Source organism: Paenibacillus sp. WG02, assembly GCF_055396115.1.
On the sequence record NZ_AP036016.1, the window covers coordinates 8,181,111 to 8,207,900 of the forward strand.

Consider the following 26,790-nt stretch of genomic DNA (forward strand, 5'->3'; position numbering starts at 1 on the left):
GTAAGTATACTTCCTAAGCAGGAACCTCAAAGGGTAAATGCTTTAAACAAGTTAGTTCAACAAAGAAAAGGATTAAAAGAAGCCTAATACTTAAGTGTGCGATGTTTGAACAAGGAGTCTTTCGCTATCGTTCCTAACTAATAAATATGGTAAAATAATGAAAAATAATTATGAGGAGAAGGATTTTAGAATGAAAACAAATACTAGAAAGTGTACAATTGAAGACTTACATACGCTTCATGAAATAGGCTGTGAAACATATATTGATTCATTTAAGCATTTAAATACGCCCGAAAATATGGAATCTTATTTACAAAAATCCTTTAATTCAGAACAGTTAGAAAAGGAATTGTCCAACGTTTCATCAACTTTCCTTTTCTTATATGTTAATGAAGAACTTGCTGGATATTTGAAGGTCAATGTAGATGAAGCCCAAACTTATATAACTGATTCCCATTCACTTGAAATTCAGCGAATTTATTTAAGAAAGAATTTTCAAGGAAAAGGACTTGGAAAATTCCTTTTAAATAAAGTGTTAGAAATAGCGAAAATTCGAAATAAAACATCTATTTGGTTAGAAGTTTTGGAGAAAAATAAAGAAGCAATTAAATTTTATGAAAAAATGGGGTTTGAAACTAATGGTAGTAATAACGTTTATGTAGGGGATGTAACACACTTACTTTATATAATGATTAAAAAAATTGATTGAAAATATTTCTTTATCCAGGAATACCGCCAATATTCCGGAAATTTTGTACGCTAAGCAGATTTTCATCCAAAAAAGCCGCTTCCCTAAACTTTAAGTAATCGACTTTTTTAGATTCCATCAACTTCACAATAACTTCTTGCGATAGATGGTTAGGTCGTTTATCAATATTCGAAAATTCCCTACTAACCTTATGATATATTTAGCCTAGTAAATTAACTAGAACTTTATGGAAAACTAAGCCTTCGATGTTCATTTTTTTAAAAATGATCGTACGCCAGGGTTATTCATTGTTTGACCAGGCTTGTCCACCCTCGTCAAGCAACACAAAAAAAGGGATATCCAAAAGGCCGCAAGCCTTTGGATAACCCTTTTTCATTATTTCGCTGGTGCTACTGTTGGCGTCGGTGCCGAGGATGCTGCAGGTGATGCTCCAGGTGATGCAGCAGGAACAGCCGTCTTAGCTGGAACCGGTTTATGTACCATTTGTCCGCCAATATGTCCTGTATAGCCAACTAGGATAACTGCCGCGAGCGAACCAATCAAGTAGATAGGGTTACGACCCAATTCTTTCTTTTTCCAGATCAGTAAGCCAACGCGTACAATCGCTAACACGATTGACAAAACCATCGTTAATTTCGCATAAAACTCATGCGGAACCACTAGTGGATTACGCCATGGGGATGGGCCTGTTAGGACACTTGCGATAGCCCCGAGCGCGCCGATTTCACACTACAAAGTGTAGTTTTGGATATCCGAAAAGTCAAGACTTTTCGGCATTTTTTGTCGAAGCCCGTCAACTTATCTGACATGGACTCCGACTGCTAAATGTAAACCAATAGCATCCTATCTTAAATAAGTCCCACAAGTAAAATAATTGTTAAGAGAGAAATGAGCAGCCGTACAAGGGGCCATTTGAATGAGATTTTCATCTGTGGATCGAGAATATGCATGATGCGAACATTCATTGATGTTTCGGCGAATGAGGCGTGAGATAAGGATACATGCGGTGTTGGTGATTGTTTGAGTAGTTTGAGGAGAGCACTGCCTAAATGTGCGGACTGTTTCATTTGTGTAATGGCATATTTGTCTGCCCTAAGTTCAATCATAATAGGGTATTTATCTGCCAACCAAGCGAATATTGGAATGTACCACATGGACTTGGATATTATCGAAAGCAGGAAGATAGCGAGAGGATCTCTATGCTCCATATGGCACTTCTCATGCTCGATAACAGCGTGCAGCTCGTTAGGTTCCAGCATGTCCATAAGTCCGGATGATAGGATCATCCGTGGCTTCCACAGCCCTATCGTCATCGCGATGGGAGCTTTGTAGGAAATGATCTGGAAACGACCTTCAGCAAGCTGAAATTTATCGCGGTATTGCTCTGTTAGATGAGGGTCTTGATACATTTCTACGAGCTTCATAGATTTAATGGAACCGAGAAAATGACGAGCCGAAATCCAAAGGACTGCACTAAATGAGTAGAGGATAATGGCATTCACTACATGCCAAGCAACGGGAGCAGGGACATGAAGATCTTTGAATAAAATGACACATAAATCAAATATATTATATAACGATTTCCATTTGAAAATTTGCTGGAGCGCGTAGAGTAACATTTGTCCTAAAATAGCCCCCGATAAGGCGAGTGACGCAGCATACAACCATTTGAACCGTGTTTCCAACATCGTCATCGATCCTTTTTGATATCTTTAATTTTTTGCTCCAGCTTGTCGAGCAGATCGGGGTCTACTTTATCAAGCGCATCCACCATATGAGTGACGGCCAAAGAACCAAACTCTTCGATAAGGTCAAAAGTAAGCTCTTTGGATTGAGTTTCCATGAACTCATCTCTCGTAACGACGGGTTTGTACTTAAACGATCTGACAACGGATTTCTTTTGCAGAATTCCTTTGACTACCAAGCGGTTCATAACCGTCATAACGGTATTGAAATTAATGTTTTTGTCTTGATCCAATTTCTGTTGGACATCTTTAATCGTCATTTCAAGGGAGTTGGTCCAGAGAATTTCCATAATCTTTGCTTCTAAGGGGCCGAAAAAGCGGTTAAGTCCGCTTCCTTCATATTTAAAGTTTTGCATTTTCATTATAGTCACACTCCTTACATTAGAAATTGTAGTTCGGGGTAGATGCGAAGTCAAGATTTACCCCAGTTGGATAATCGATAAGGCTTTGACAGCCGGATAGAAAAGACTTATAATAACTTACATATAGTAAGTAATTAAACATTTTATAGCGAAGGGGCTGTTACTATGAAAATCCAAGTATTTTCAGCTGAGCAACAGGGCGTTGGCGCATTTGACGGAGGCAAATTCCTGGAACAACGAGCCATCAGCTTTCCGGGTGAGAAAACGGCTGTTGACCGCGTCGGTCCCTTATTCTACTGGGCTTGGGGCAAAGCTTCCGAGGTTTCGGAGATCGGAATGCATCCTCATAAAGCGTTCGAAATTGTCACTTATGTCATCGATGGTCTCGTAGAGCACAAGGATTCCCTGGGTTCCTTGGAAACAGTAACAGATGGCGGTGCGCAAGTCATTCAAGCCGGTTCCGGTGTTTATCACGCAGAGGCGTTCCGCCGAGCAGGCAGCGAAGCGATGCAAATCTGGTTCGAGCCGCACCTGAGTCAGACTGTGAAAAAGCCTGCCACTTATCATCAATATGAGCATGAGAAATTCTCAACCCGCCATAGCGGTGGAGCAACGATGAAAACCGTAATCGGCGGGGATTCCCCCATTAAGCTGGATACGGACGTTAACATGTACGATTGGAGCCTTGAGCCTGGTTCCGAATTCAGCTACACCCTTACGCCAAACCGCCCGCTATCCTTCCTCGTTATTCGAGGACAAGGAACCAGTAAGACCGCCGCGGGTGAGCTGCAAACTTGGTCCCACAAGGACTTTGCGATAATCCAAGCTACCACGGAAGGTGAAATTCTTCAACTGAAGGCGGATAGCAATCAAGGCCTGCGCATCATTGCCATTGAAGTTCCAGAAGATCCCGGCTATGCGTTATATCATAAATAAGCAAGAGGCTGTCCCAAAAGTCATAAAAAATGACTGAGGGGCAGCCTCTCATTTTTCTAAAACAAAAAGAAAGTGTTCTTTGGTAAAAGGGACGAGCCTCTTTATATTATTGGTTACTCTGCAGCCTTGCCTTTTCATCGTTCAGTGATTGGACAGCCTGCTGCACTGCTGGCGAATCCGATTGATCCATCGCTTGATCCAGCGCTCTTTCCGCATGGGCGATTGAATTCTGAGCTTCTTGCGTCGTCTGCGACGTTGGATGAGACATCGCACGAGAAACGGCTGCATGGACATTATCTACTGAGTTTTGAGCTGAGGATATCGGATTCTGTGATTGTAGACTTGAATCTGGCTGAGTCATGGTGATTAAATTCCTCCTCTGGGGTTAATTCGTTACACCCGCTATGTTGAGGCATTTGGTCACATTTTATACCTTCTATTTGATTCTCTTCCCGTTAAGCCTCGTCCAACAGCCCCAAAAAGAACAAAGGATATACTGGCTCCAAGCACATTCAGTATCACATCATCAACATCGAAGCTGCCTACCCGCAGCAGCATTTGCAGCAATTCCAAGCCTAAAAGAGGACATCCAAAGTACAGAAGGAACGGACCATAACGTTTGGCGGAGCGAAATAAATAAGGCAGTAAAAAACCATAAGGAGTGAAAACACCAATGTTGCCAAACAAATTAATGATCCAAGTTCGGGTAGAAAACGAATCAACATGCAGCACATACATACCAATCGTTCGAAAAGGGACGATATTGTAAGCGAGTTGCCCTGTCGTGTGCATATGTCGCCCGAAGCCTAGAAACATCCAATACAGCAAACAGCTCGTGTAGCCTATGAAAAGCAGCCAAATGAGCGGTCGAACAACCTTCATTTTCATGGTTTGTATCCCCTTTTAGAGAAGTCATCCAAGGTTAAAACAAGAAACCTCCCTTCAGCCTTGATGACCGATGAGAGGTTTCTCGATTAGCGACATCTCTATTTTTTTACACCATCCAAAAATTTGAATGACTCAAAAGCCTTGTTCAGCCGAGCCAGATTGGCTTCGGTGCGAACCGCATCATCCATACGGAGCGTAGCGGTGTAAGAAATATTATTTTTATTGAAAATGTAGATCGTTTCCTTGTAAGGAATCTTGGCGCTTGCATAGCTGATCTCATACTTCTTAGCCTTTACACTACCGAATAGCATGACATCCGCATCGGTAAACGTATAGTCATTATCGTTATCGTGACTCTTCTTCTGAGCGGCATCTTCCTCTTTAACCATCTCTTCGTAAGTGGTTTTGGTTTCTGCACCAACGCTCAAGTGCCCGCCTGTGAAGAGGAACGTCTTATTCACTTGATCTTTGTTATCGTACGACTTGCTGCTGGTCCAGATCTCTGGAATTTGCAGCGCGTATTTGAATTTCTCATTTCTGTAAGCAACCGTACGATTGGGATCCATGAGTTCATCCAGATCCTGAATGAAGCCAAGCTCTTGATCCATGCTTTCTTTATCCACTTTGATCGTAGCAGTTAATGTTTTCATGATATCCTCAAGCGTTGCCTTGTCTTCCTCTTGCGGATAGTTCATATCCAACTCATATTTATACTTATCCTTAATAAAAAAGAGGGAAATGCCAGCGTTCCACTTATTGCCCAATGTACTTGCAAAGGTTACTTTCAGCGCAGGCACTCCGGCTAAGGTTATCTCCTCGGGCTCTTTCATACTGCGGTATTTGGGCGCATAGGAATCTTCAAACTGCTTACGCTGACGATCCACCCACGCCCCCAGTGTATCACCGGATGAGGCTGAGGTTACGCTGACATGAAGCGTTTGGGAATAGTCATCATTAAAGAAGGAGGAACTGCTCGAATAACCGCCTTGCTGCCAATTGGAGGGCAGATCAAAGGATAAGCCATACTCGTTCTTGTAGGTTGTATTGCCGCCAGAGTAAACTGAAATGTCTTTCAGCGACTCATCCTTATCATTAAAGGAAACCTTAAAGCTATCCAGCAGATCGTTGTAGCTATTTTGCTTAAAATTGTTGTTGTAATGCTCTTTCGATACAAATAATTGCACCGTGTATAAGCTGCCTTGGTGAAGGTATCCGCGGGTCTGGATATAGCCTTCATCCCCTGAGCGACCGACAATTTTGGCATAGGGATTACCTTCACGCTTCACATACTGACGTTCCAAAATGGTCGAAGCGCCGGAATAACTGTCTTCATCACCGCTCGCCAATCTGTTCAGAAGCGCTGAAGGTGACAGCTCGTCGGTTTGATTGCTTTCTACTTTAATCGATAGGGAGAAGTCCCCTTTCGCATCCACGAAACTGACGGAGTCGCCATCATCGGATTGATGACCTTTTACTAAGCCCGCCGGGTATTTCATAGACCATCCGTAGTGGCTATCGCCGATTTTCGTTTTGCCGCGGTCCGCATCCAAGTAAGAACCCTCTGCGTCCTGCGTACGTTTCATTTCCTTTTGCTGCGCTTCCCCTAGTGTAACTGACTTCGATTTGGTGGAATTTCCTGATTGAATGGTTATTTCGATCGTTTCACCTGGCAAAAACTTTTTAATCGCCTCATTGTAATCCACCAGCGTCTTCACTTTACTTGTGCCGATCGATACGAATAGATCATCTTGCTGAATGCCAGCTTTGGCTGCTGGTGAATCGGGCTCAACATAGGCAACTCTTAAACCCGTAGAACTTGGTAACCCAACAACCGCTTCCCAGCTTTCTTCCAGCTCCAAACCGAGATAAGGACGTTTTACTTTGCCGTAAAGCTGAAAATGCTTTAATACATATTTGACAGTATCCACCGGAATTGCGAACCCGAGGTTTTCGACACCGATATCCGCATATTTCATCGTATTAATCCCAATGACTTCACCATTCATGTTGATCAAAGCACCCCCGCTGTTACCAGGGTTAATGGCCGCATCCGTTTGAATAAGCTGATATTGCGAGCTCACGGAACGGTCAAGCCCGCTGACAATCCCAACGGTAACGGAGTTCCTGAGGGCAAAAGAAATCGGAGTCCCGATGGCGGCCACGGTTTCACCCACTTTGATATCAGAGGAAGAAGCGAATTTCGCAGGCGACAAGCCGGTCGCATCGATTTTGACCAAGGCTAAATCGCTCTCTTCATCGATATTCGTTGCACGTCCATTATAAGTGGTACCATTCGACGTAACGACGACGATATTCTTCATATCTTTGACCACATGCGCATTCGTCACGATGACGCCATTCGATTCCACAATGACTCCCGTTCCATGCGCGAGATTAAAACGGTTCTTGTCTAACGATTTATCCGAATCAGATGAAGGCTTTCCTATAATAGCTACCACAGAAGGCGATGTCTTCTCAATGACCTTCGGAACCTCAGCATTCACTTCGGCTGCATAAATGGTTGCAGGTCCCTGCAGAGAGACAAGTAAGAAGGCTGCAATCAACACGGTGATTCCTTTTTTCGTAAAAGCATTCCAATTCCCCATTGTTGTGTTTCCTCTCTTAACAAAAGATGGCAATAGCTAGAATCTAGCATAATTAAGATAGAGAAACAATACAAATATTTCCACAAAATGAGGGCATTATCGACATTACGTTATGCGTTCGGGGTGCGAATACCCCGATAATTGTTCCATAGGGGTGAAGCCAACAACCGTAATACCTTGATCCAGAGCCAAGCGAAGTGCCAGATCTGTTGGGGCAGATTTCGACAAAAATAGCTTCACTCTACTTCTGTCTCCAGTTCTTGAATGCGCCGTTCCACATAGCGTGTATCCTTGTGAGCGTGGTAGGTTTCTGCCTTCTCTACAATGACTGCCGTGTTATACTCCGGGATGCCTGCATACTGTTCATAAACACCTTTGGGAATCAAAGAGTTTCCTTCGGGCCAATGCACCTCGATGTTGCCTGGTTTTACGTCGGCACGCTTTACCCTTCCGTGCATGCTGCCGTAGCTGTTGTAGATGACGATCGCCTCACCTTCATTCAAAGAAAGAGCGCTAGCGTCGTCGTTATGAATAAGCACATCGTAGCGATCTGCTTCATTGAATGGATCGATGTCGCTGTAGATCATCGAATTGAACTGCTTGCCGCGGCGCGTCGTCACCGCGAAATGCCCTTCCGGCTTCCGCAGCTCCGGAAGCTCAATCGGCAGCAGCGCGCCGCGGCCATCCGGCGTCGGACAGACGCCGTCCTCGCACAGCCACGCGCCGCCGTATTGAAACACATCACCGCGCTCACGCAGGTGTTGGATGCCGCCATAACTCGGCGCGGCTAGAGCGATTTCCGCGCGGATGGCTTCTGCGGTGCCGCAGCCGAGCTGCTCGGCGGCATCCGGTTTCACGCGGCGAGCGAGATCGACGTAGATCGCCCACTCCGCGCGGGCTTCGCCGATCCGAGGGCCGGCGATCTCGGGTGAGAAGTACACCATCCGCTCCGTGGAGGTGGACGTGCCCCCTCCGGGCTGCTCGTAACGCGTCATCGCGGGCAGCACCACCACAGCCTCCCGCGCGTCAAGCAGCGTGGAGGTGTTCAGGATGATGTCCTGGTGAACACGGACATCGATGCTTGTGAGGGCTTCGCGGACGAATGCCGGGTCCGGCATCGTCTCGAGGAAGTTGCCGCCGGATGTGTAGAACATCCGGAGCTTCCGCTCCTGCTCCTCGGGCAGGAGCGCGTTCTCCAGGGTGACACCGACGATGTCACCCTGCCATGTCGGCAGCTCGAACCCCCAGAGCTGCTCGATTCTTGCGCGGTCGGCGGCGCTGGCGATTTCGCCGCCCGGCAGGCTGAAGGGATCGGCGCCCATTTCGCCAGATCCCTGTACGCCGCTGTGGCCGCGGATGGGCATCAGCCCACAGTGCTCGCGGCCGAGGAAGCCCCGCAGGAGGGCGAGATTCGCCACCTGCGAGATGTTGTCCGTGCCGAAGCGGTGTTGTGTGAGCCCCATGCTCCACACGAAAACCGCGCTCTTGGCACGCGCCAGCAGCTCCGCGAACTCGCGCATGCGTTCGCGGGTGAGGCCGGACGACTGTTCCAGCGTCGTCCAGTCCTGCTGCGCCACGTGTGCGCGCAGCTGTTCTAGCCCGTTCGTGTGCGCCTGCACGAACGCATGATCAATCGCGGAGCCCGGCTCACGCTCCTCCATCTCGAACCACACCTTCATGACGCCGTTCATGAAGCCGATATCCCCGCCGATGTTCACTTGATACACATCGTCAGCCAGCTTCGTCCCGAATAACGCGGATTCGGGAATCGAAGGAATCCAGTACTGCTCCATGGACGGCTCGTAGTACGGGTTAATGACAATGATCTTCGTCCCTTTGCGCTTGGCCGCGTACATATACTTCGTCGAGACCGGCTGGTTATTCGCGGCCACGCTGCCCCAGAACACCAGGACGTCCGTACCGATCCAGTCCTTGTAATTGCACGTCGAAGCGCCAACGCCAACGGAGCGCTTAAGAGCCGTCTTCGACGGAGAGTGGCAAATTCGCGAGGCGTTGTCGATGTTGTTCGTACCGAGCAACCTAGCCACCTTCGCTGCCACATAGTACGACTCGTTCGTAATCCCCCGAGCCGTCAAATAAAAAGCCATCTGCTTCGGATCAATCGTACGAATCTTTCCTGCAATCGTGTCCAGCGCCTCATCCCATGTGGCTCGGCTGAATTTCCGCTCCCCATGGCGGCGGATGAGCGGATAAGGGATACGCCCGAGCTGTCTGAGCTCGGTGCTGCTCATGCGGCTCAGCTCATCGATGTCCGCATGCAGCAGCTCCTCACGAATCGCCGGCATCGTGTTCAAACGCAGCACATTCAGCCGCGTTGTACAGAGATGCGGTCCCGCCAGCGTTTGGTCGTAAAGTCCTGATACGCCTAGCGCGCAGCCATCGCATACCCCTTGCGTCAGAATGCGATACGCATAGGGCAGATTATCGCGATTCTGCCAGGCGATTTTTGCCGTTTCACGAATATGCTGCGGCTTTATTTTCCCAAGTCCGAATGGCACCTTGCTGACCCATAGCTTCGGATCTGGTTTAGCGGGCAGCTTGATTGGCCCCGTATGCTTCGTTTTCCCCATCTAAAAAACGCTCCTTTGGCTCTATATTTATATCTCTTTCAGTCTTTTTTCTCTTGTTTTTGCTCTAGTATTTTCCCAACTTCATACCAACAAACAAATCATTAATAAAGCTCGCTCAGCCTCCACTATAACCGCTATCCCATTGGCTCAGATCCTCAAGTCACTTCCCCCACGTCCAGCTCGCACAGCATCCTTTCACTATCGCTTCCCCCTACTCCGTACACTCGATAGCTGCTCCAATCACCCCAGCAAGCAAAAAACCACCGCAAAACAATACCCAGACCTCCTCTCATCAGAGGAAGCCTCAAGTCTTGTCTTACAGTGGTTAGTCTCCGGCAGGTTCGCTACCAAGTGCCAAGCACCTTTACCTATGTATATGCTGCTATTTGAGCTGTTATTTACGGAAATTCTCTTACTTAATGACTTCCATTTAAACCGCAGCTGCATAAAGTGCAGCAAATTCGTCTTAACATCCTAGATTTAATGAATTTGATGCATTTCCTACAGCTAATCTGACCCGATTCAGGCAAAAACGTCAAAAGCAGCTAATTTTACTGCACAATTTACAGCTTTCTCTGATATCACCGCTATTTAGCCGAAAATAGATGCACTTTTTACATCATCTCTACCTACAAAACTTCTTTTCCAAATCCTGATCAAAAACGAACACCGACATCCCCTCATCCAGCTCAATATCGATATCGACGAACAGCTTAACGAACTTCGCGCCAAGCAGCTCCTCCATCTCGATAGGGGGGTGTTCTTTATAAATCTCTTTCACCATTTCCGTGCGAGCCGTGCGGAGCATTTGTCTGCCATCGCCGGTTTTCGCTATAAACTTTTCTACGGGAGAGAGGTTTCCTGCCATTTCGCATATCGCCCAGCATTTACAGAAGGTCGTCATCACGCGCTCCGGCCCCTTACCCATATGCTTTTTGCGATAAGCCTTCACTAGGTTACTAAATTCGGCCTCCATTCGGTTCATCGGCCAGCCACCTTTATATGTACTGCTTCAATCATAGCAAGAAAGCGTATACCTGACAACCGAGTCGCTAGACTCATCTATGAGAAAACCTCTATCGACGCCATCTAAGATGAGCGACCGCGTTTAACGAGGAGAGACTTTGGTCTACGACCAAAGATCCCTATATTATGTTTTATCGCCAATAAGAAAGCGGTTTTCGGGTACCGAAAACTTATACTTTCTTATGTGGTAAAAAAAGAGCGGACAACTTTGCCCACTCTCTCACTTCCTGCTATAAGTAATTCTGCTTTAAGCGAATTATTTTTTCAGAAAATATTTCTCCAAGTCATCCAGCAATAAATTAGCCGCTTTAATTCCGCCTGCCGTATTCCAAACCGCGTCACTTACTTTATACACCTTGCCTTGTTTCACGACATCGAGGTTTTTCCAAAGCGGATCATTCGTCCATTCTTGCTCAATTTTATTCGCTTCGCCCTTTTCGTTATCCCATGTGAAGTAGAACAGAATGTCCCCGTTCATATCCGGAATACGTTCTTTCGTCAGATCATCTGCGAATTTATCTTGATTCTGCGAAGCAGGACGCTGGAAGCCCAGTTTATTGAGAATAACCCCTGAGAAGGTATCCTTCATATAGATACGAACTTTACCCGGCATAAAACGAACAATCGATACCTTCGTCTTTAGCTGATCGCCTGCTTTCGCTTTGAAATCTGTGATGCGTTTCTCGAAATCTCCAATGATTTTATCGCCCTCAGCCTTTTTGTTCAAAGCTTCCGCATACAGCTTGAAGTTGATCTGCCAATCGCCAGATAGTCTTTCCGAAAATACAGTAGGAGCAATCGCTGACAGCTGCTCATATACTTTTTCCTGACGCACCTTATTTCCGATGATTAAATCAGGCTTCAGGGAAGCGATCATTTCTAAATTCGGTTGATTTTCGTCCCCAACTACTTTCACGCCTTCCATATCCGTTTTGATATGATCATACCAATCTCCTAATGTAAAAGACTTCACCGCACCAACAGGCTTAATCCCCATCGAGAGTACGGCTTCTGTACCTTCATTTGTTAATACGACAACTTTTTTGGGAGTGCCTTTTATCTTTGTCTCGCCCATGGCATGTTTAACGGTATACTCTTCCGACTGAACAGGTTTGCTTTCTTTCTTCGTATTCGTGGTAGCTGCAGCATTTGACTTCGAAGTATCCGTTTGTTGTCCGCAACCAGCTAGGATCAGCGTAAATATCGTGATAAGAACAAGCAGATTACCTCCATATGTACGATTTGCAGCAGAAAAATGGCTATGCATAAATAGTTATCTCCCCTTTAAATTATTAAAATTATTATGAGAATGATTATCATTATCTTTTAACATCCTAATTCCTTTACTAACAAATGTCAATATCTCTACAGGCTCATGGCCCTCTTTATAAAAAAAAAGACCAACCTTCATTTTGAAGGCTGGCGCTTTTTAGCATTCCATTTCGTATTCAGTGACTCAATCGTTATCCTCTTCTTCCCATTTACGGGAGTACGCTTTCTTCGTTACCCAGAATGTCAAACCCACGATGATCAAAAGGGCAATAATACCTAAGATGATGGCACCAACCATTGTCTAACTCTCCTTATTTGCTTATACTCAGCCCCAATTACTTATTACCCTTACTATAGCCCGAAAATCTTGCAACACGCAAATGAACAACCCTATGTGATTGCTAAAACAAATCCAACTGCCGTGGTCCCAACCCTTCATATTCTAAACCAAGCAGCCCCATCAATTCCTTGGCATTCCCTGCGGCATGTCCGCCTGAATTGTTATTGAAGATCACGCATACCTCTTGTGTATGCTGCTGCAGCTCTAGCAGCCATGTCTTCCACTCCAGCAGCTCCTGCTGGTTGTAATTGTATAAATACCGTACGTCGCGCCAATTCACCTCGTTGTTTTGCACCCATCCGCCAACATTGCGGCCGTGGAATCGAACCATCGTCATCTCGGGATGTGTAGCCTCCAGCACTGTCGGCACCGAACCTATCCCGGCCTGCGGCTCGTCACAGATGCTATGCATCCAACCCTCTCGCCGCATAAAGGTGAGCGTCTTGTCGCGCATTTCCTCCGTAAACCAGCTCTGATGGCGGAATTCCAGCGCTACGGGCACATTACCCATCTTCTCTTTGGCATCACGCAGCACATCCACATTCGTCTTACTGCAATCAAACCATGGCGGGTATTGAAACAGAACAGCTTTAAGCTTCCCCGCTTCCTGAATAGGTCGGATCGACTGTAGGAACACCTCAAACATTTGCTCCATCCCACCGGTAAAAGGGTTCTCCCCCCGCAAATGACCCGTCATTCCTTGGTATGCCTTAATAATGAAACCAAAGCGTTCTGGCGTCTCTTGGTTCCATTTTATATAATTGCGCTCCGGTTGGATAGCGTAAAAAGATGTATCCACTTCCACAATCGGAAAGTGTGCGCCATACTCCCGCAGCTTCCCTTTGCTGCCGCCTAACTCATGGTCACCCCAGCCGGCTAGACCGATGTTGATCATGCCCTTCACCTCTCGGATATTCGTACGTTAATCCCATTGTAGCGTGCTGATACCAACGGAAACAACTTGTCTGGTTTTAACACATGTATTCCTCCCTGACAATACGTTGTCACTTAGTTGTTATATAATGGAATTAATATAGCAAATGATCGTTCAATTCATAGGAGGCATGTACATGTCTTTATTTAATTCTTCAGACGAGGGCTGCGCTAAAATGGACATTGCTGAACCCGACATGACCGGCTGTGCCAGCCCCATCCTCAGTCAGCGTGCCTTAAACCGAGCATTACTAGCTCGGCAATTACTCTTGGAGCGCTCGAACATGCCTGTCCTCCAGGCTGTCGAGCACCTCGTCGGGCTGCAGGCGCAAGCTCCTAACCCACCTTACGTGGCGTTGTGGACTAGACTGCAGAACTTTCGCCATGAGGAGCTTTCTCGGCTCATCATGGACAGAAGCATCGTGCGCATCGCTCTCATGCGCTCGACGATTCATCTCGTCACGGCCGAAGACTGCCTGACGCTGCGCCCCGTCCTGCAGTCCGTGCAGGACCGCGCCTTAAAGGGCACGTTCGGCAAGAAGCTTGCCGAACTGGATCTAGACGCGCTCGCCGCCGCCGGGCGAGCGCTGTTAGAGGCGCAGCCGCTCACCTTCAGTGAGCTCGGCAAGCGCCTTCAAGCCCAGTGGCCGCAGAGCGATGCCACTGCTCTTTCTCAAGCGGTGCGCTGCAGCCTGCCGCTTGTCCAGGTGCCGCCCCGCGGCATCTGGGGCGCCAGCGGGCAGGCCGCCCATACCACAGCGGAAGCTTGGCTCGGCCGCCCGCTGGCACAAGGGCAAGACCCCGAAGCCATGCTGCTGCGCTACCTGGCGGCCTTCGGACCTGCATCCGTCAAGGATATGCAGGTCTGGTCCGGGCTTACTCGGCTGCGCGAGGTGATCGAGCGGCTGCGCCCCAGCCTGCTCTCCTTTCGCGACGAGCAAGGAAACGAGCTTTTCGACCTGCCGGACGCTCCTCGACCGGACCCTGCAACCCCAGCTCCGCTACGTTTCCTATCGGAGTTCGACAATATGCTCCTGTCCTACGACGATCGCACCCGTATCATGCGCGATGAAGACAAGCATCTGGTGTTCACGGACAATGGCATCATCCGGGCCACACTGATTGTCGATGGTTTTGTTCGCGGCATTTGGTCCATCACCCAGAAGCGCAAATCGGCTATTTTGACCATCAACTTATTCGAGCCCTTATCCCAAGTTGATCAAGATGAGATTGCTGAGGAAGCGGAACACCTGTTTGATTTCATCGCCCCTGATGCCAATACGCGAGATATTCTCTTTATGAATCAATAAAAAAAACCGAGGCTGCCCGAGGCCACTGAAAAAGTAAAACCAAACAAAGGTGTAGTATTCTCGCGAAAAATGTGAGGAGACTGCACCTTTTTCTTGTATACTTTTATTATCATTGGAATAAGGGTGAGTCGAGTGATCCAAAAACAACAAACTTTGCTGTTAAGTCCTTATGTTGAACTCTATAATTTGATTGTGCCTAAGGATAATTTGCTTCGACAAATAAATGAACTCGTGGATTTTACATTCATATACGAAGAACTTCAGGTAAATTACTGTCTCGATAATGGTCGTAATGCCATTGATCCAATCCGAATGTTTAAATACTTGTTGTTGAAAGCTATTTTCGATTTGTCCGATGTGGACATTGTTGACCGTTCTCGTTACGATATGTCCTTCAAATATTTTCTTGGAATGGCGCCAGAAGACCCTGTTATGGATCCTAGTTCCTTGACCAAATTTCGCAAACTTCGTTTGAAAGACATGAATTTGCTGGATTTGCTCATTCAGAAAACTGTGCAACTTGCCACCGAAAAGGGAATTATTAAGAGCAAGGCTATTATTGTTGATGCCACCCACACCAAAGCGCGTTACAACCAGAAGTCTCCTCAAGAAATCTTGCAGGATCGGGCACGTAAGGTGCGCAAAGCTCTCTATATGATAGATGAAAGCTTAAAGGGCAAGCTCCCAGCCAAAAATACCAATGCAGATTTGAAAGATGAGATCAGTTATTGCCAAAAACTCATACATACCGTAGAAAATGAGCTAGGTATTGCTTTAGTGCCCAAACTTCAAGAGACCCTCAACATGTTGAAGGAAACCGTTCTAGATGATGTAGAGCAGCTTCGAATTTCAGAAGATGTTGACGCACGGGTTGGGCACAAGAGTGCGGACTCCGCTTTTTTTGGGTACAAGACACATCTGGCCATGACCGAGGAACGAATTATTACAGCAGCCATCGTTACAACAGGTGAAAAGAACGACGGTAAGCAACTACAAGAACTCATTGAAAAAAGTAAAGTGGCAGGCATGGATGTCCGAACAGTGATCGGCGACATGGCGTACTCGGAGAAGGACAATCTCATCTACAGCAATACAAACCATATTGAATTAATAGCCAAACTGAATCCCGTGGTTACCCAGGGAAACCGGAAAAAAGAAGAGGAGTTTGAGTTTAACAAAGACGCAGGTTTGTATGTTTGCAAAGCAGGTCATTTGGCGACGCGAAAAGCGAGGCAGGGGAAAAAAGGTGTCAGCAAGAACCAAGTGACTACCTATTATTTTGATGTGTCGAAATGTAAGCGATGTCCTCTTCGGGAAGGGTGTTACAAGGAAGGAGCCAAGTCAAAGAGCTACTCCGTCAGCATAAAGTCCGACGAACATTCCGACCAAATGGCATTTCAAGAGAGTGAAGATTTCAAAGCGAAGTCGAAAGAACGCTACAAAATTGAAGCGAAGAACAGTGAATTGAAGCACAGACACGGGTATGATGTAGCCACTTCCGCGGGTCTATTAGGTATGGAACTTCAGGGAGCAATGGCGATTTTTGCGGTGAATCTAAAACGAATCTTGAAGCTAAATGATTAAAATTGAAAGTCCCAAAAGGCCAAAAACAGCGAAAGAAGACATCGACCACTTAGGAGGATGTCTTCTTTTTTCTGTAAATGAACCACCAATTAAACTAAAAGGCTAGTTCTTCAGTGGCCTCGGTTGCCCTCTGGGTTTCTTTATTTTATGGGGAGTTGATACCTTTCAGTTTCTCCAGATTATGCCTAAGTTGGATTTATCCTCGGCCCAATGCTTGATCAAGGAGGAATGTTGTATTTTGTACAACAATCGGCCGGCTATTCCGCATTATCTCGACGATTGTTGTAGAAAATACAACATTTTCTCCCAAAAGTAGCTCTATTTGATGAAATCAAGCTAAATTGTTGCACAAAATACAACAACTACTTGCTTGGTGAAAAGAAACCCCCGAAATTGTTGTACGTTGTACAACTTTAGCCCATTTAAGCCACAAAAAAACTGACACACTGAAAACAAAATCACTCACCGAGTGAGATTTCATTTACCCGTGATCTCAAGAAACAAACCCCGAGGCCGCCCTCGAGGTTTATTCCTGTCCTTACCCTTTTCCTTACTCTCCCTGCACATTTCCTGCACATTTCCTGTACTTTGTCTGTACTTCTCCAGTACTTTCCCTGTACTTTTCCGTACTTTTCCTGTACATTTCCTGTACATCTCCAGTACTTTCCCTGTACTTTGTCAGTACAACTCCAGTACATCCAAACCTACTTCTGGGCCTGCTTCGCCCATTTCGCCTTCATCGCACTTTCAATTTCAGCAAATACCTGCTCGGTGGTCTTACCTTCCGTGGAGATACCTAATTTAGCGGCTTTTTTATTCACTGCTTCTGCCCTTTTACTTTCATTACTCGCCTTTAAAGCAGCGTGTAGTTCTTTGGCTGTCTTGCCTTCTGTTGCAATACCTGCTTTTGTTGCTTTTTCTTGCAGTTTCGCTAAAGCGGCCGCTTGCAGTCTCTGTTCTAATCTCTTTACTTGTTTTTCCATCGGTGGTGAGACCGAGCTTCGCCGCTTGTTCCTGCAGTTTCATTAAAGCTGCCGCTTTGAGCGCTGCTCTTAGCTCTTTATTCGTTTTCCCATCTGTGCTAAGACCTAGCTTGGTTGCCTGCTCTTTCAGCTTCACTTGAACAGCCGCTTGAATATCAGCTTTCAACTGTTCCGCAGTTTTGCCGTCTGTGCTAATCCCCAGTTTAGCTGCTGCTTTGTTTAATTGTTCTGTATGTTTGGCCGCACTTAAAGCTTTAAGCTCCGCTTTGATCTGCTCACTCGTTTTACCTTCTGTCGATATGCCAAAAATTTGCGCTTTATCCAGAAGCAGTTGTTTGACTGGTTTAGTGGACTTGCTTGTTGGCGCTGCAGTAGCCGCTCCCTGTGTGTTCTCAGCAAAAGCAGCCATCGGAACAGACAATACAATCGCACCCACCAACGCAAGGCCTGTTAATTTTTTCAACATAAGTATCGCTCCTCGATTCGTTTATGGTTATGTTTACCTTACGAACCCTATCTTACCGAAGAGTTATGTCATAAGTTTGTCATGCTGCGAAGCATTGGCGACTGCAAAAATATTTTAAATACCGTACCCATTTGAAGTTGAGATTCCACTCGAATGGTACCGCCATGAGCTTCTACGATGTGTTTACTGATGGGCAAACCGAGGCCAGCGCCGGAACGATAGCGGCTTTCATCCGATTTATAGAAACGATCGAATAGATGCGGCAGTTTCTCTGGCGCGATACCCAGGCCGTTATCCCACACTTCGATCCAGCGTTCATTTTTGACTACTTTTACTCGAATACCCGCCGATGACCCCTCAGGAATATGGTTGATGGCATTGTCCAGCAAATTGATAAATACCTGTCTCAACCGGTCAGCATCCGCATAAACCAAGTATGGTCCCTCTGCCTCCGAGCTCAGTTCGATCTGCTTAGCTTTGGCTTTCATCTTGAGTTGGGTAACCACCAGCCCTATTAAGTCAGGTACATCGACATCCTGGAGGTTTAATTTGACCTGCTTCTCCTCAAAAGACGACAGTTCCATCAAATCATCAACCAAATGGCTCAGTCGAAGGGTCTCCTGAAGTGAAACTTGAATGAATTCCTTCGCATCCTCCGGCTCAACAACGCCATCCGTTATCCCTTGCAAGGAAGCTCGAATGGTCGTCAACGGCGTCCGCAGCTCATGGGAAATTTCGGATAGGAATCGCTTGCGTCCCTCTTCTACCTTCTGCAATTTACCTGCCATGCGATTCAGAGATCCTGACAGTGAAGCGATTTCGTCCTTGCCTCTAACGGGTACCCTTCCGCTGAAATCCCCCATGGCCAAAGCCTCTGCGGTTTTACTCATGAGCTGAATCGGCTTCACAAAATGTCTAGAAACGAAGTACAGGACAGCAATCGCAAGTAACGCAACCGATATTGCAGATACGAAGATCGCTCGATTAATGCCATTGATCGTATCTTGAATATTTTCAATTGGTGTATATAAGAAAATCCCGCCAATAACGCGATTCTCCTGCATTACTGGCCGCCCGACAATGAGCATATTCACCGTACTATTTTGAGCAAAATTGCTTCGCACCGTCACTTGATTACCCGACAGCACTTTATCCACCCATTCCTTACGCGCTGGAGTCTCGCCCACCGACTGAATCTTATCCTGATTTGCTTTTGGATGCTTGATAACGGCAACGTGAACGTTCGACGTTTTCTCAATGGCGCTAATCTGCTTACGGAAATCCTTCAGCTGTGTCGGGTTATCGAACAAATCCTTGGCTAGTTCACCCACTTGCTCCACCTTCTCGAGCAGGAGCTTCTCGCTGCGCTCATAGGTTTTCTGTTTCATCGTATAGCCAATGGTTCCTGAAATGGCAAGAATGGACACAACCGTAATCGAAATATAAATAAATAATAGCTTGCGGTAAAAAGAGTTCAGCATGCTCCGGGCCCCTCAAACTTATACCCGACACCCCATACGGTACGGATGCTCCAGTCCTCTTTCCTCTCCGTCAAAGCAGAAAGTTTTTGTCTCAAACGTTTAATATATAAATCCACGACGCGGTCTTCTCCCTCGAAATCCCAACCCCATATCTTGGCGATTAGGTCCTCCCGGGTAAAAACTTGATTCGGGTTTCGTACGAAAAACAGCAGCAGCTCATACTCCTTCTTGGGTAAAGCAACAAACTGCCCTTCTACAGTCACATCATGAGACAAGCTATCCACTCTCAAGCTGCCCATTTCATATAGATGAGCAGGCGCAGCAGCTTCTGTGCGAAGCAGCGTCCTGCGGAGAATCGTGGTCACACGAGCAACCAGTTCATTCGGGTCAAAGGGCTTCACTAAATAATCGTCGGCGCCCATCTGCAAACCTTCAATTCGCTCATCCACGTGACCTCTTGCCGTCAGCATAAGAATAGGCACATCGCTCTTCGCACGAATTTTCTGGCAGACCTCCCAGCCATCGCGTTTGGGCATCATAATATCGAGTACAATGAAGTCTGGGTGCAGCTCATCGAACTGGGCTAGCGCCTGCTCACCATCATTTGCGGTTACCACCCTATAGCCGTTTTTTTCCAAATACAACTTCGTAATTCGGCAAATATTAATATCATCATCTACCACCAAAACGGTTGTCACGCGGCACTCTCCTTAAAAAATAGGAATATATCATTCATATTACTGGATATTTGTGAACAAAATATATTTTCTCCAATGAACTGAAAAAAAAGCTTCATTATGTCCATTTGTTTAACTTATTTTACATGTTGTATAAAACTTCACATATTAGATGCTTATGTTGTATAATACAAATAGGTACTCAACTTAACTGCACTTGGGTACGCAGTGGCTTATCATTCTAATTTTATTCAAGAAAGGTCTGATATAAGATGGGACGTTTAAGTGGAAAAGTAGCTATTATTACAGGGGCTGCATTAGGCATGGGGGCTGCGGAAGCGAAGCTTTTTGCCCAAGAAGGCGCTAAAGTGATTGGAACAGACATTAAGGACGACGAACTGCAAGAAGTCATTCGTGAAATCAACGAAAGCGGTGGCGAAGCCATCGGTTTCAAACATAATGTCGCTTCGGAAGAAGAGTGGAAGCAGATCGTGCAAGAAACGGTCAACCGGTTCGGCAAAGTGGACATCCTCGTGAACAACGCGGGTATTTCGTCGACGAAAACGATCGCGAATATCGAAATGAGTGAGTGGAATCGCGTGATGGACATCAATTTGTCGGGTTGTGTGCTGGGGATGAAATATGTTTTCCCCGAAATGCAAAAAGCCGGTGCAGGTTCTGTCATCAACATTTCCTCCATCGGCGGCATCGTAGGTATGGCAGGGTCAAGCCCCTATACAGCAGCGAAAGGTGCCCTACGCGCCTTATCGAAATCCGCCGCGGTTGAATACGCGAAACAAAACATTCGTGTCAACTCTGTGCACCCGGGCATTATCGTAACACCAATGACAGAACCATCCATGAAGGATGCTATGCCTTACTACAAAACGTTCACGCAGCTCCCTTACTTCGGTAAACCTGAAGATGTGGCGTACGGCGTTCTATTCCTCGCTTCCGATGAATCGCGCTTTATGACTGGCTCGGAGCTTGTCATCGATGGCGGTTGGACTGCTTTGTAATTACTTGATGAGCTCTTCACCAAAGAAAACCGCTCCATTTATGAATGTCATAAATGAAGCGGTTTTTGGGTTGCCGGTTCATATCCGGCTTTTTCTTTCGGGAATATGCTTGTAAGGGCCTCGAATCGAAAGGTTCATCAGATGTGCCGCAATCTCTTCTTCCGAATAGGGCATATTGTTCGCAACCCACCAAATAATGACCTCAAGAAAAGCGGACTCAACGTATTTAACGACGATTTCCCTTGTAGCTGTTAAATTGCGGTCATCCGGTTCTGTAAAATCCACGCCTTTGGAGATGAACTCATGAATGACCTCCAGTAACGCGGAAGCGAAATACGGCACTCGATTTCTCACCAAAAGTGCATAGTAGAGGTTGAAATTTTCGGCAATTTGATGAAACAATCGAACAAAGCTAGGATGCGCCTTACCACTCAGCATATCGAATTCTTCTGGATCACTAGCTTCGGAGACAAATAGATGCTCTCTAAGATCTTCCAAAATCTCATTCATATACTGCTGGACGAAAGCCTGCTTATCATCAAAATGCAAATAGAACGTCGCTCGCTTGACCGTTGCGCGTTCTGAAATATCCTGCACGGTAATTTGTTCGAAATCCCGTTCTTCCATTAATTCAATCAACGCTCTTCTGAGAAGTTGATGCGTACGCACGACGCGGGGATCCATTTTTTTAACTTTCATTGTGTTGATCCTTATCTATAACAAAGTATGGATATTCAAAGAGACCCTATCGCTCTCATTATACCAGAGGTTCCTATACAACAAAAAATCCTAGTTTTCACTAGGATTTCCTGTCTAATCTTATGGATTCAAGCGAGCCCAATATCTTATATCTCAAAAGAGCTTTTCAGCGAGACAATCAGGTTAAACACCAGTCGGTCGCTTGTTGTATGTTTCGGATCTACGTTGAAATAGCCGTGGCGGAAAAATTGGAACTTATCATGCGGCTGCGCTTGCTTCATATTATCTTCCACGAAACCTTGGATAATTTGCAACGAGTTCGGATTCAAGTTCTCCAAGAACGAAGCATCCTCGTTCTCTTCGTTATCAAGAATCAGCGGCTCATACAAGCGAAATTCCGCAGGTACAGCGCTCTTCGCATCTACCCAGTGGATCGTTCCTTTGACTTTACGGCCGGTAAAGCCGCTGCCGCTTTTCGTTTCCACGTCATAGGTGCAGTGCAGCTCGACTACTTTGCCGTTCTCATCTTTGATGAAATCATTGCACTTAATGAAGTAGGCGTTTTTCAACCGCACTTCGTTGCCGGGAAATAACCGGAAATATTTGTTCGGCGGATTTTCCATGAAATCGTCTTGCTCGATGTAGATCTCGCGGGAGAACGGGATTTGGCGAGTGCCCATCTCCGGATTCTCTGCGTTGTTCTCCATATCCAGCATTTCGACTTGATCCTCAGGGTAGTTCGTAATCACGACTTTGAGTGGATTCAGAACGCCCATCGTACGCAGAGCCTTCAACTTCAAGTCCTCACGGATGAAATGATCCAACATCTTCGAATCGACCACGCTGTAGCTGCGAGCTACGCCGATTTCGCGAGAGAAATTGCGGATCGCTTCAGCCGTAAAGCCCCTGCGGCGCAGACCGGAGATGGTGGGCATCCGCGGATCATCCCAACCGTCAACGGCTTTCTCGTCGACAAGCTGTTTCAGCTTTCTTTTACTCATCACCGTATTCGTCAGGTTGAGGCGTGCAAATTCATACTGCCTAGGCACATTCGGCATCTCGCACTCGCGAACAACCCAATCGTAGAACGGCCGTTGGTCTTCGAACTCGAGCGTACAGATGGAATGCGTAACACCTTCAATGGCATCTTCCAAAGGGTGCGCGAAAGCGTACATCGGGTAGATGCACCAAGCATCTCCCGTATTATGGTGATGGGCATGCACGACACGGTAGATGATTGGATCGCGAAGGTTGATGTTCGGCGAAGACATATCGATCTTGGCACGAAGAACACGCTCTCCATCTTTGAATTCACCGGCACGCATACGCTCGAACAAATCGAGATTCTCTTCGATACTGCGCTCGCGGTAAGGACTGTTCGTACCCGGCTGTGTAAGCGTCCCGCGGGTCTCACGAATTTCATCCGCTGTTTGGTTATCCACATACGCCAAACCTTTGCGGATCAATACCAGTGCGCGGTTGTACATTTCCTCAAAATAATCCGAAGCGAAGAACAAGCCATCCCACTGAAAACCGAGCCATGCCACATCGGCTTTAATGGATTCTACATATTCGGTATCTTCCTTTACCGGATTCGTATCATCGAAGCGAAGGTTCGTTAACCCTTTGAATTCATCCGCAAGTTCAAAATTAAGACAGATCGACTTCGCATGTCCTATATGAAGGTAACCGTTCGGCTCCGGGGGAAATCGGGTAATAACCTGACTGACTTTGCCTGATTTCAGATCTTCGTTTACAATGTTCTTAATGAAATTGGATGGAGTGCTTATTGTTGCGCTCTTCGTTTCCATATTCGCCCAGCCTTTCTCCCACGGGTTAAAGTTTTATTTTCTATCATACACTATATCTCACTAAAATATAAAGGAGCCAGCGATATGGAGACATTCGAACATTATTTAGATAAATATGCAGAGCTTGCAATTCGTGTAGGATTAAACGTACAAAAGGACCAAACCGTCGTCATCATGACGCCGATCGCCTGCGCAGACTTTGTGCGCAAGCTGACGAAAAAGGCTTACGACGCTGGCGCCAAAGATGTCGTCATCGACTGGGACGACGATGAAGTGAAGGCGCTGCGCCTCAAGCATGCCCCGGAATCCACACTGCACGAGTACCCTATGTGGCGGGCAAGCGGCCTGGAAGAGATGGCGAAGGAAGGTGCAGCCTTCCTCCAAATCTACGCGCCTAACTCCGATTTGCTCAAAGATGTAGACCCTGAGCGGGTCGCCATTGCCAGCAAAACGACGGCTACGGCGCGTGAAGGGTTCTTGAAATATTTGCGCAGCAACCAGGTGAACTGGCTGATGGTCTCCTTCCCGACAGCGGAATGGTCGGCTAAGGTATTCCCTGATTTGAGTGAAGCCGAGCGTATCAAGAAGCTGTGGGAGCAGATTTTCAAGCTTACTCGCGTGGATAAAGAAGATCCGGTTGCCGCATGGAAACAGCATATCGAGACACTGACCGAAAAACAGAACCTGCTGAACAACAAAAAGTACAAGCAGCTTCATTTCAAAGCACCTGGTACAGATTTATACATAGAGTTAGCCCCTAAGCATCAATGGGTTGCCGCAGGGAGCGAGTCGGAGCGAGGCATTTTCTTCGTGCCGAACATCCCAACGGAAGAAGTCTTTACGATGCCTGCGCGAAATGGCACGAACGGAACCGTTCGCAGCACGTTGCCGCTGAGTTACCAAGGTTCCCTAATCGATGGCTTCAGCTTGAAATTCGAAAATGGCCGAGTTGTCGAAGCGACCGCAGAGGTAGGTCAAGAAGTGTTAAATAAAATGCTGGACATGGATGAGGGCGCCCGTTACTTGGGTGAAGTGGCACTAGTGCCTCACGACTCCCCCATTTCACAGTCAGGGCTCATTTATTACAACACCTTATTCGACGAAAATGCTTCTTGTCACGTAGCGCTCGGTAATTCATATCCGTTCACGATTGAAGGCGGAACGACGATGAGCCCCGAGGAGCTAACCCAGAATGGCTACAACAAAAGTCTAATCCACGTTGATTTCATGATCGGCGCAGCTGACATGGAGATCGATGGCATATTGGCAGATGGAAGCCGTGAAGCTTTGTTTCGCAAAGGTAATTGGGCATAAGAACATGGATTTAATAGAAAGACCGCCACATCATGGAACCATTGCACTCCGTGAGATGGCGGTCTTTTTAACGTAACTTGCCTGGCAGTGTTTTGACAATCGAGGCGTCTTTTAAAATCCATTTTCCTTTTTGCCATTTCCAAACAGAGATAACGTATCTAAGTGTATCTGCATTCGCAATACCGGTGATTCGCTGAACACCCTTCAACTCACAGTACCCATCACGATCTACATCCATCGGCTTCAGGGCGCCATAAGCATGAACATCCACAATAATCGGCTTCACTACTATGCCATTTTTGTAAACACCGAATTTCTCGTAATCGTCCTTGCGGTCCTTAATATCAATTTTGAAAGTCTTCCCAGTCTCCTCAAGCTTCATCTTTACCACATAATTTTTCTTGAAGGTAGCCTTTACATGAAGGGGACTAGGCAGCGGGATTGCAGTCGGAACATTATTTTTCAGTGAGTAAATATAGTAGTTGGACAGCCCCCCACTGCCACCTGTTTCGGCGGAAACATAGATTTGAGGCAGTTTATCCTGAATAAAGTCACAGAAATCCATCTGCGGATTATATCCACCCTCAAGAGGGATGACAACATGGGTCTGTGCCTGTCCTATGACGGTAATGAAAAGCTTATCATAGTACGGACTGCTAATATCCGACTTCATCCCTACCAGGGAAACCGTATCAGGTTTGCCGTCACCTGTGACATCAATCTCACGCGTTTGTATAAGCTCGCCTTGCTGCGCAGTTTGCGACGGAGGTGGCATCTCTTCTGCGGACACGAGTCCCCCTCTCCATAAGGATGAGCTGCTCAATAGTAAGCTAATTACGGCTGTTTGTAAGGCGATTTTAACATATTTACTAAACATGTAATCCGACTCCTAATCATAGATTTGAATTCGGCTTATTATTTCAAAATCTTCCATTGGATATTCGAATACTAATTACTTTTATCGTGTGTCTAGGTCGGTTTCTTTATGTCAAAAAGGAATTCCTTCTCTGGAATCAAATGTTAAAGTTAACTACACACATGAATCGATGAGGTGCTATTCTTGAAAATAGATCGTCTGCTTGCCATAACTATGCTGCTTCTAAACCGAAGAAGAATTAGCGCTAAAGAACTTTCGGAGCGTTTTGAGGTGTCACTGCGTACCGTTTATCGCGACGTTGAGGCAATTAATCAAGCTGGCGTACCTGTCGTTTCCTATGCTGGGATGAGCGGTGGCTATGAGATTATGGACCAATATCGACTGGATCGCCAATTCCTGTCCCTTGATGAGCTGCAATCTATCATTGTCGGCCTCAAAGGAATCCGTTATACCGTCGGCGACCAAGAGATCAGCAACCTTCTTGATAAAGTCGGAGCTCTCGTAGCAAAATCGGAACAGAATACCGTCGCTAACCTAAACAATCAACTTATTATAGATATGAATCCTTGGCGTGGCAACGATCAGGACAAAGAGAAAATGAATACCCTGCGTACTTCAATTAAGGAATCCAAGCTGATTTCCTTCCATTATATTACTTCCCAAAGTGAGGAGTCTGTGAGAACAGTAGAACCTATGGGCATTGTGGTCAAAGGGTTTGGCTGGTATTTGTATGCCTACTGCCTTCTGCGTCAAGATGTTCGCATCTTCCGATTATCTCGAATGAAAGATATTGAAGTGCTTCAGAGAACCTTTGAACGCAAAGAAGGAAACTTAGAACAGCTAGATTATAGTTGGGGTAAAAGAGACCCATCCTCGCTCATCAAGCTCGTGCTGCATGCACAGCCGAATGTTCGCGCTCAAGTAGAGGATTATTTCCGTCCTGAGCAAATTACCGTACAAGCTGACGGCACTTTGATGATTACCTCCACCCAACCGGATGAATCGTGGCTTCACGGCATGCTTCTTAGCTATGGTCCTAACCTGCGTATTCTCGAGCCGGCCCATATTGCAGCCATCATCAAAGATAAAGCTGAAAAAATTGTTCAACTCTACGCAAAAGAACACTGACAGGACGTTGTCAGTGTTCTTTATTTATAATGA

Annotated in this window: 24 protein-coding genes; 7 read left to right on the forward strand and 17 right to left on the reverse strand. The window is 46.4% G+C overall.

What is annotated here, in order from left to right:
* The first annotated feature begins 190 nt into the window (after positions 1-190).
* Positions 191-709, forward strand: a complete 519-nt coding sequence (locus ACBP55_RS37080) for a GNAT family N-acetyltransferase (RefSeq protein WP_464648544.1) — start codon at positions 191-193, stop codon at positions 707-709.
* 375 nt (positions 710-1,084) lie between these two features.
* Here ACBP55_RS37080 and ACBP55_RS37085 read toward each other — a convergent pair whose 3' ends face one another.
* The 3 genes from ACBP55_RS37085 to ACBP55_RS37095 form a co-directional block, all read right to left on the reverse strand.
* Positions 1,085-1,369 carry a DUF2231 domain-containing protein gene (locus ACBP55_RS37085; protein WP_464648545.1) on the reverse strand — a complete coding sequence of 95 codons (285 nt, stop codon included), beginning with the start codon at positions 1,367-1,369 and terminating at the stop codon, positions 1,085-1,087.
* A 188-nt stretch (positions 1,370-1,557) separates the two neighbouring features.
* Positions 1,558-2,397: a M56 family metallopeptidase gene (locus ACBP55_RS37090; RefSeq protein ID WP_464648546.1), complete on the reverse strand. Its 840-nt coding sequence runs from the start codon at positions 2,395-2,397 to the stop codon at positions 1,558-1,560.
* Positions 2,398-2,399: 2 nt separating this feature from the next.
* Positions 2,400-2,816: a BlaI/MecI/CopY family transcriptional regulator gene (locus tag ACBP55_RS37095; RefSeq protein ID WP_464648547.1), complete on the reverse strand. Its 417-nt coding sequence runs from the start codon at positions 2,814-2,816 to the stop codon at positions 2,400-2,402.
* 165 nt (positions 2,817-2,981) lie between these two features.
* Between ACBP55_RS37095 and ACBP55_RS37100 the strand changes: the two genes are divergently transcribed.
* The gene (locus tag ACBP55_RS37100) at positions 2,982-3,752 is read left to right on the forward strand and encodes a pirin family protein (RefSeq protein WP_464648548.1); all 771 of its coding nucleotides are present in this window, start codon (positions 2,982-2,984) and stop codon (positions 3,750-3,752) included.
* 106 nt (positions 3,753-3,858) lie between these two features.
* Here ACBP55_RS37100 and ACBP55_RS37105 read toward each other — a convergent pair whose 3' ends face one another.
* The 8 genes from ACBP55_RS37105 to ACBP55_RS37140 all read right to left on the reverse strand — a co-directional run bounded on the left by ACBP55_RS37105 (position 3,859) and on the right by ACBP55_RS37140 (position 13,370).
* On the reverse strand, positions 3,859-4,113 hold the full coding sequence (locus ACBP55_RS37105) for a hypothetical protein (RefSeq protein WP_464648549.1): 255 nt from the start codon (positions 4,111-4,113) through the stop codon (positions 3,859-3,861).
* Between the two features lie 59 nt (positions 4,114-4,172).
* Positions 4,173-4,640 carry a VanZ family protein gene (locus ACBP55_RS37110; RefSeq protein ID WP_464648550.1) on the reverse strand — a complete coding sequence of 156 codons (468 nt, stop codon included), beginning with the start codon at positions 4,638-4,640 and terminating at the stop codon, positions 4,173-4,175.
* Between the two features lie 98 nt (positions 4,641-4,738).
* On the reverse strand, positions 4,739-7,246 hold the full coding sequence (locus ACBP55_RS37115; RefSeq protein ID WP_464648551.1) for a trypsin-like peptidase domain-containing protein: 2,508 nt from the start codon (positions 7,244-7,246) through the stop codon (positions 4,739-4,741).
* A gap of 105 nt (positions 7,247-7,351) precedes the next feature.
* On the reverse strand, positions 7,352-7,486 hold the full coding sequence (locus ACBP55_RS37120; protein WP_464648552.1) for a formate dehydrogenase accessory sulfurtransferase FdhD: 135 nt from the start codon (positions 7,484-7,486) through the stop codon (positions 7,352-7,354).
* Positions 7,483-9,837, reverse strand: coding sequence for an FdhF/YdeP family oxidoreductase (locus tag ACBP55_RS37125; RefSeq protein WP_464648553.1), 2,355 nt, complete (start codon positions 9,835-9,837; stop codon positions 7,483-7,485). The genes ACBP55_RS37120 and ACBP55_RS37125 overlap by 4 nt, the downstream gene beginning before the upstream one ends.
* A 625-nt stretch (positions 9,838-10,462) precedes the next feature.
* Positions 10,463-10,822 (reverse strand): Na-translocating system protein MpsC family protein, encoded by a 360-nt coding sequence (locus tag ACBP55_RS37130; RefSeq protein ID WP_464648554.1) that lies wholly within the window; start codon positions 10,820-10,822, stop codon positions 10,463-10,465.
* A gap of 297 nt (positions 10,823-11,119) precedes the next feature.
* Positions 11,120-12,130 (reverse strand): ABC transporter substrate-binding protein, encoded by a 1,011-nt coding sequence (locus tag ACBP55_RS37135; RefSeq protein WP_464648555.1) that lies wholly within the window; start codon positions 12,128-12,130, stop codon positions 11,120-11,122.
* A gap of 406 nt (positions 12,131-12,536) precedes the next feature.
* Positions 12,537-13,370, reverse strand: a complete 834-nt coding sequence (locus tag ACBP55_RS37140; RefSeq protein WP_464648556.1) for a DUF72 domain-containing protein — start codon at positions 13,368-13,370, stop codon at positions 12,537-12,539.
* A 175-nt stretch (positions 13,371-13,545) separates the two neighbouring features.
* Here ACBP55_RS37140 and ACBP55_RS37145 point away from each other — a divergent pair, with 175 nt between their 5' ends.
* Positions 13,546-14,718, forward strand: a complete 1,173-nt coding sequence (locus tag ACBP55_RS37145) for a winged helix DNA-binding domain-containing protein (protein WP_464648557.1) — start codon at positions 13,546-13,548, stop codon at positions 14,716-14,718.
* Positions 14,719-14,850: 132 nt separating this feature from the next.
* Positions 14,851-16,302, forward strand: a complete 1,452-nt coding sequence (locus ACBP55_RS37150; protein WP_464644886.1) for an IS1182 family transposase — start codon at positions 14,851-14,853, stop codon at positions 16,300-16,302.
* Between the two features lie 843 nt (positions 16,303-17,145).
* Here ACBP55_RS37150 and ACBP55_RS37155 read toward each other — a convergent pair.
* From ACBP55_RS37155 to ACBP55_RS37165, 3 genes are all read right to left on the reverse strand, one after another.
* Positions 17,146-17,751: a hypothetical protein gene (locus ACBP55_RS37155; RefSeq protein WP_464648558.1), complete on the reverse strand. Its 606-nt coding sequence runs from the start codon at positions 17,749-17,751 to the stop codon at positions 17,146-17,148.
* Between the two features lie 68 nt (positions 17,752-17,819).
* Positions 17,820-19,232: a sensor histidine kinase gene (locus tag ACBP55_RS37160; RefSeq protein ID WP_464648559.1), complete on the reverse strand. Its 1,413-nt coding sequence runs from the start codon at positions 19,230-19,232 to the stop codon at positions 17,820-17,822.
* A complete protein-coding gene (locus tag ACBP55_RS37165; protein WP_464648560.1) occupies positions 19,226-19,930 on the reverse strand; it encodes a response regulator transcription factor in 705 nt (234 codons plus the stop codon). The genes ACBP55_RS37160 and ACBP55_RS37165 overlap by 7 nt, the downstream gene beginning before the upstream one ends.
* A 251-nt stretch (positions 19,931-20,181) precedes the next feature.
* On the opposite strand from ACBP55_RS37165, the gene ACBP55_RS37170 reads away from it, so the two are divergent.
* A complete protein-coding gene (locus ACBP55_RS37170; RefSeq protein ID WP_029197631.1) occupies positions 20,182-20,928 on the forward strand; it encodes an SDR family NAD(P)-dependent oxidoreductase in 747 nt (248 codons plus the stop codon).
* 78 nt (positions 20,929-21,006) lie between these two features.
* On the opposite strand, the gene ACBP55_RS37175 is transcribed toward ACBP55_RS37170, so the two are convergent.
* Together ACBP55_RS37175 and ACBP55_RS37180 are read right to left on the reverse strand one after the other, a co-directional pair.
* Entirely contained in the window at positions 21,007-21,627 is a 621-nt protein-coding gene (locus ACBP55_RS37175) for a TetR/AcrR family transcriptional regulator (protein ID WP_464648561.1), read from the reverse strand.
* A gap of 146 nt (positions 21,628-21,773) precedes the next feature.
* On the reverse strand, positions 21,774-23,438 hold the full coding sequence (locus tag ACBP55_RS37180) for a glutamine--tRNA ligase/YqeY domain fusion protein (RefSeq protein ID WP_464648562.1): 1,665 nt from the start codon (positions 23,436-23,438) through the stop codon (positions 21,774-21,776).
* 84 nt (positions 23,439-23,522) lie between these two features.
* Here ACBP55_RS37180 and ACBP55_RS37185 point away from each other — a divergent pair, with 84 nt between their 5' ends.
* Entirely contained in the window at positions 23,523-24,752 is a 1,230-nt protein-coding gene (locus ACBP55_RS37185; protein ID WP_464648563.1) for an aminopeptidase, read from the forward strand.
* A 67-nt stretch (positions 24,753-24,819) separates the two neighbouring features.
* Here ACBP55_RS37185 and ACBP55_RS37190 read toward each other — a convergent pair whose 3' ends face one another.
* Complete coding sequence (locus tag ACBP55_RS37190; protein WP_464648564.1) at positions 24,820-25,629, reverse strand: hypothetical protein; 810 nt, start codon at positions 25,627-25,629, stop codon at positions 24,820-24,822.
* 183 nt (positions 25,630-25,812) lie between these two features.
* Here ACBP55_RS37190 and ACBP55_RS37195 point away from each other — a divergent pair, with 183 nt between their 5' ends.
* Positions 25,813-26,757, forward strand: a complete 945-nt coding sequence (locus ACBP55_RS37195) for a helix-turn-helix transcriptional regulator (RefSeq protein ID WP_029197636.1) — start codon at positions 25,813-25,815, stop codon at positions 26,755-26,757.
* Positions 26,758-26,790 lie beyond the last annotated feature (33 nt).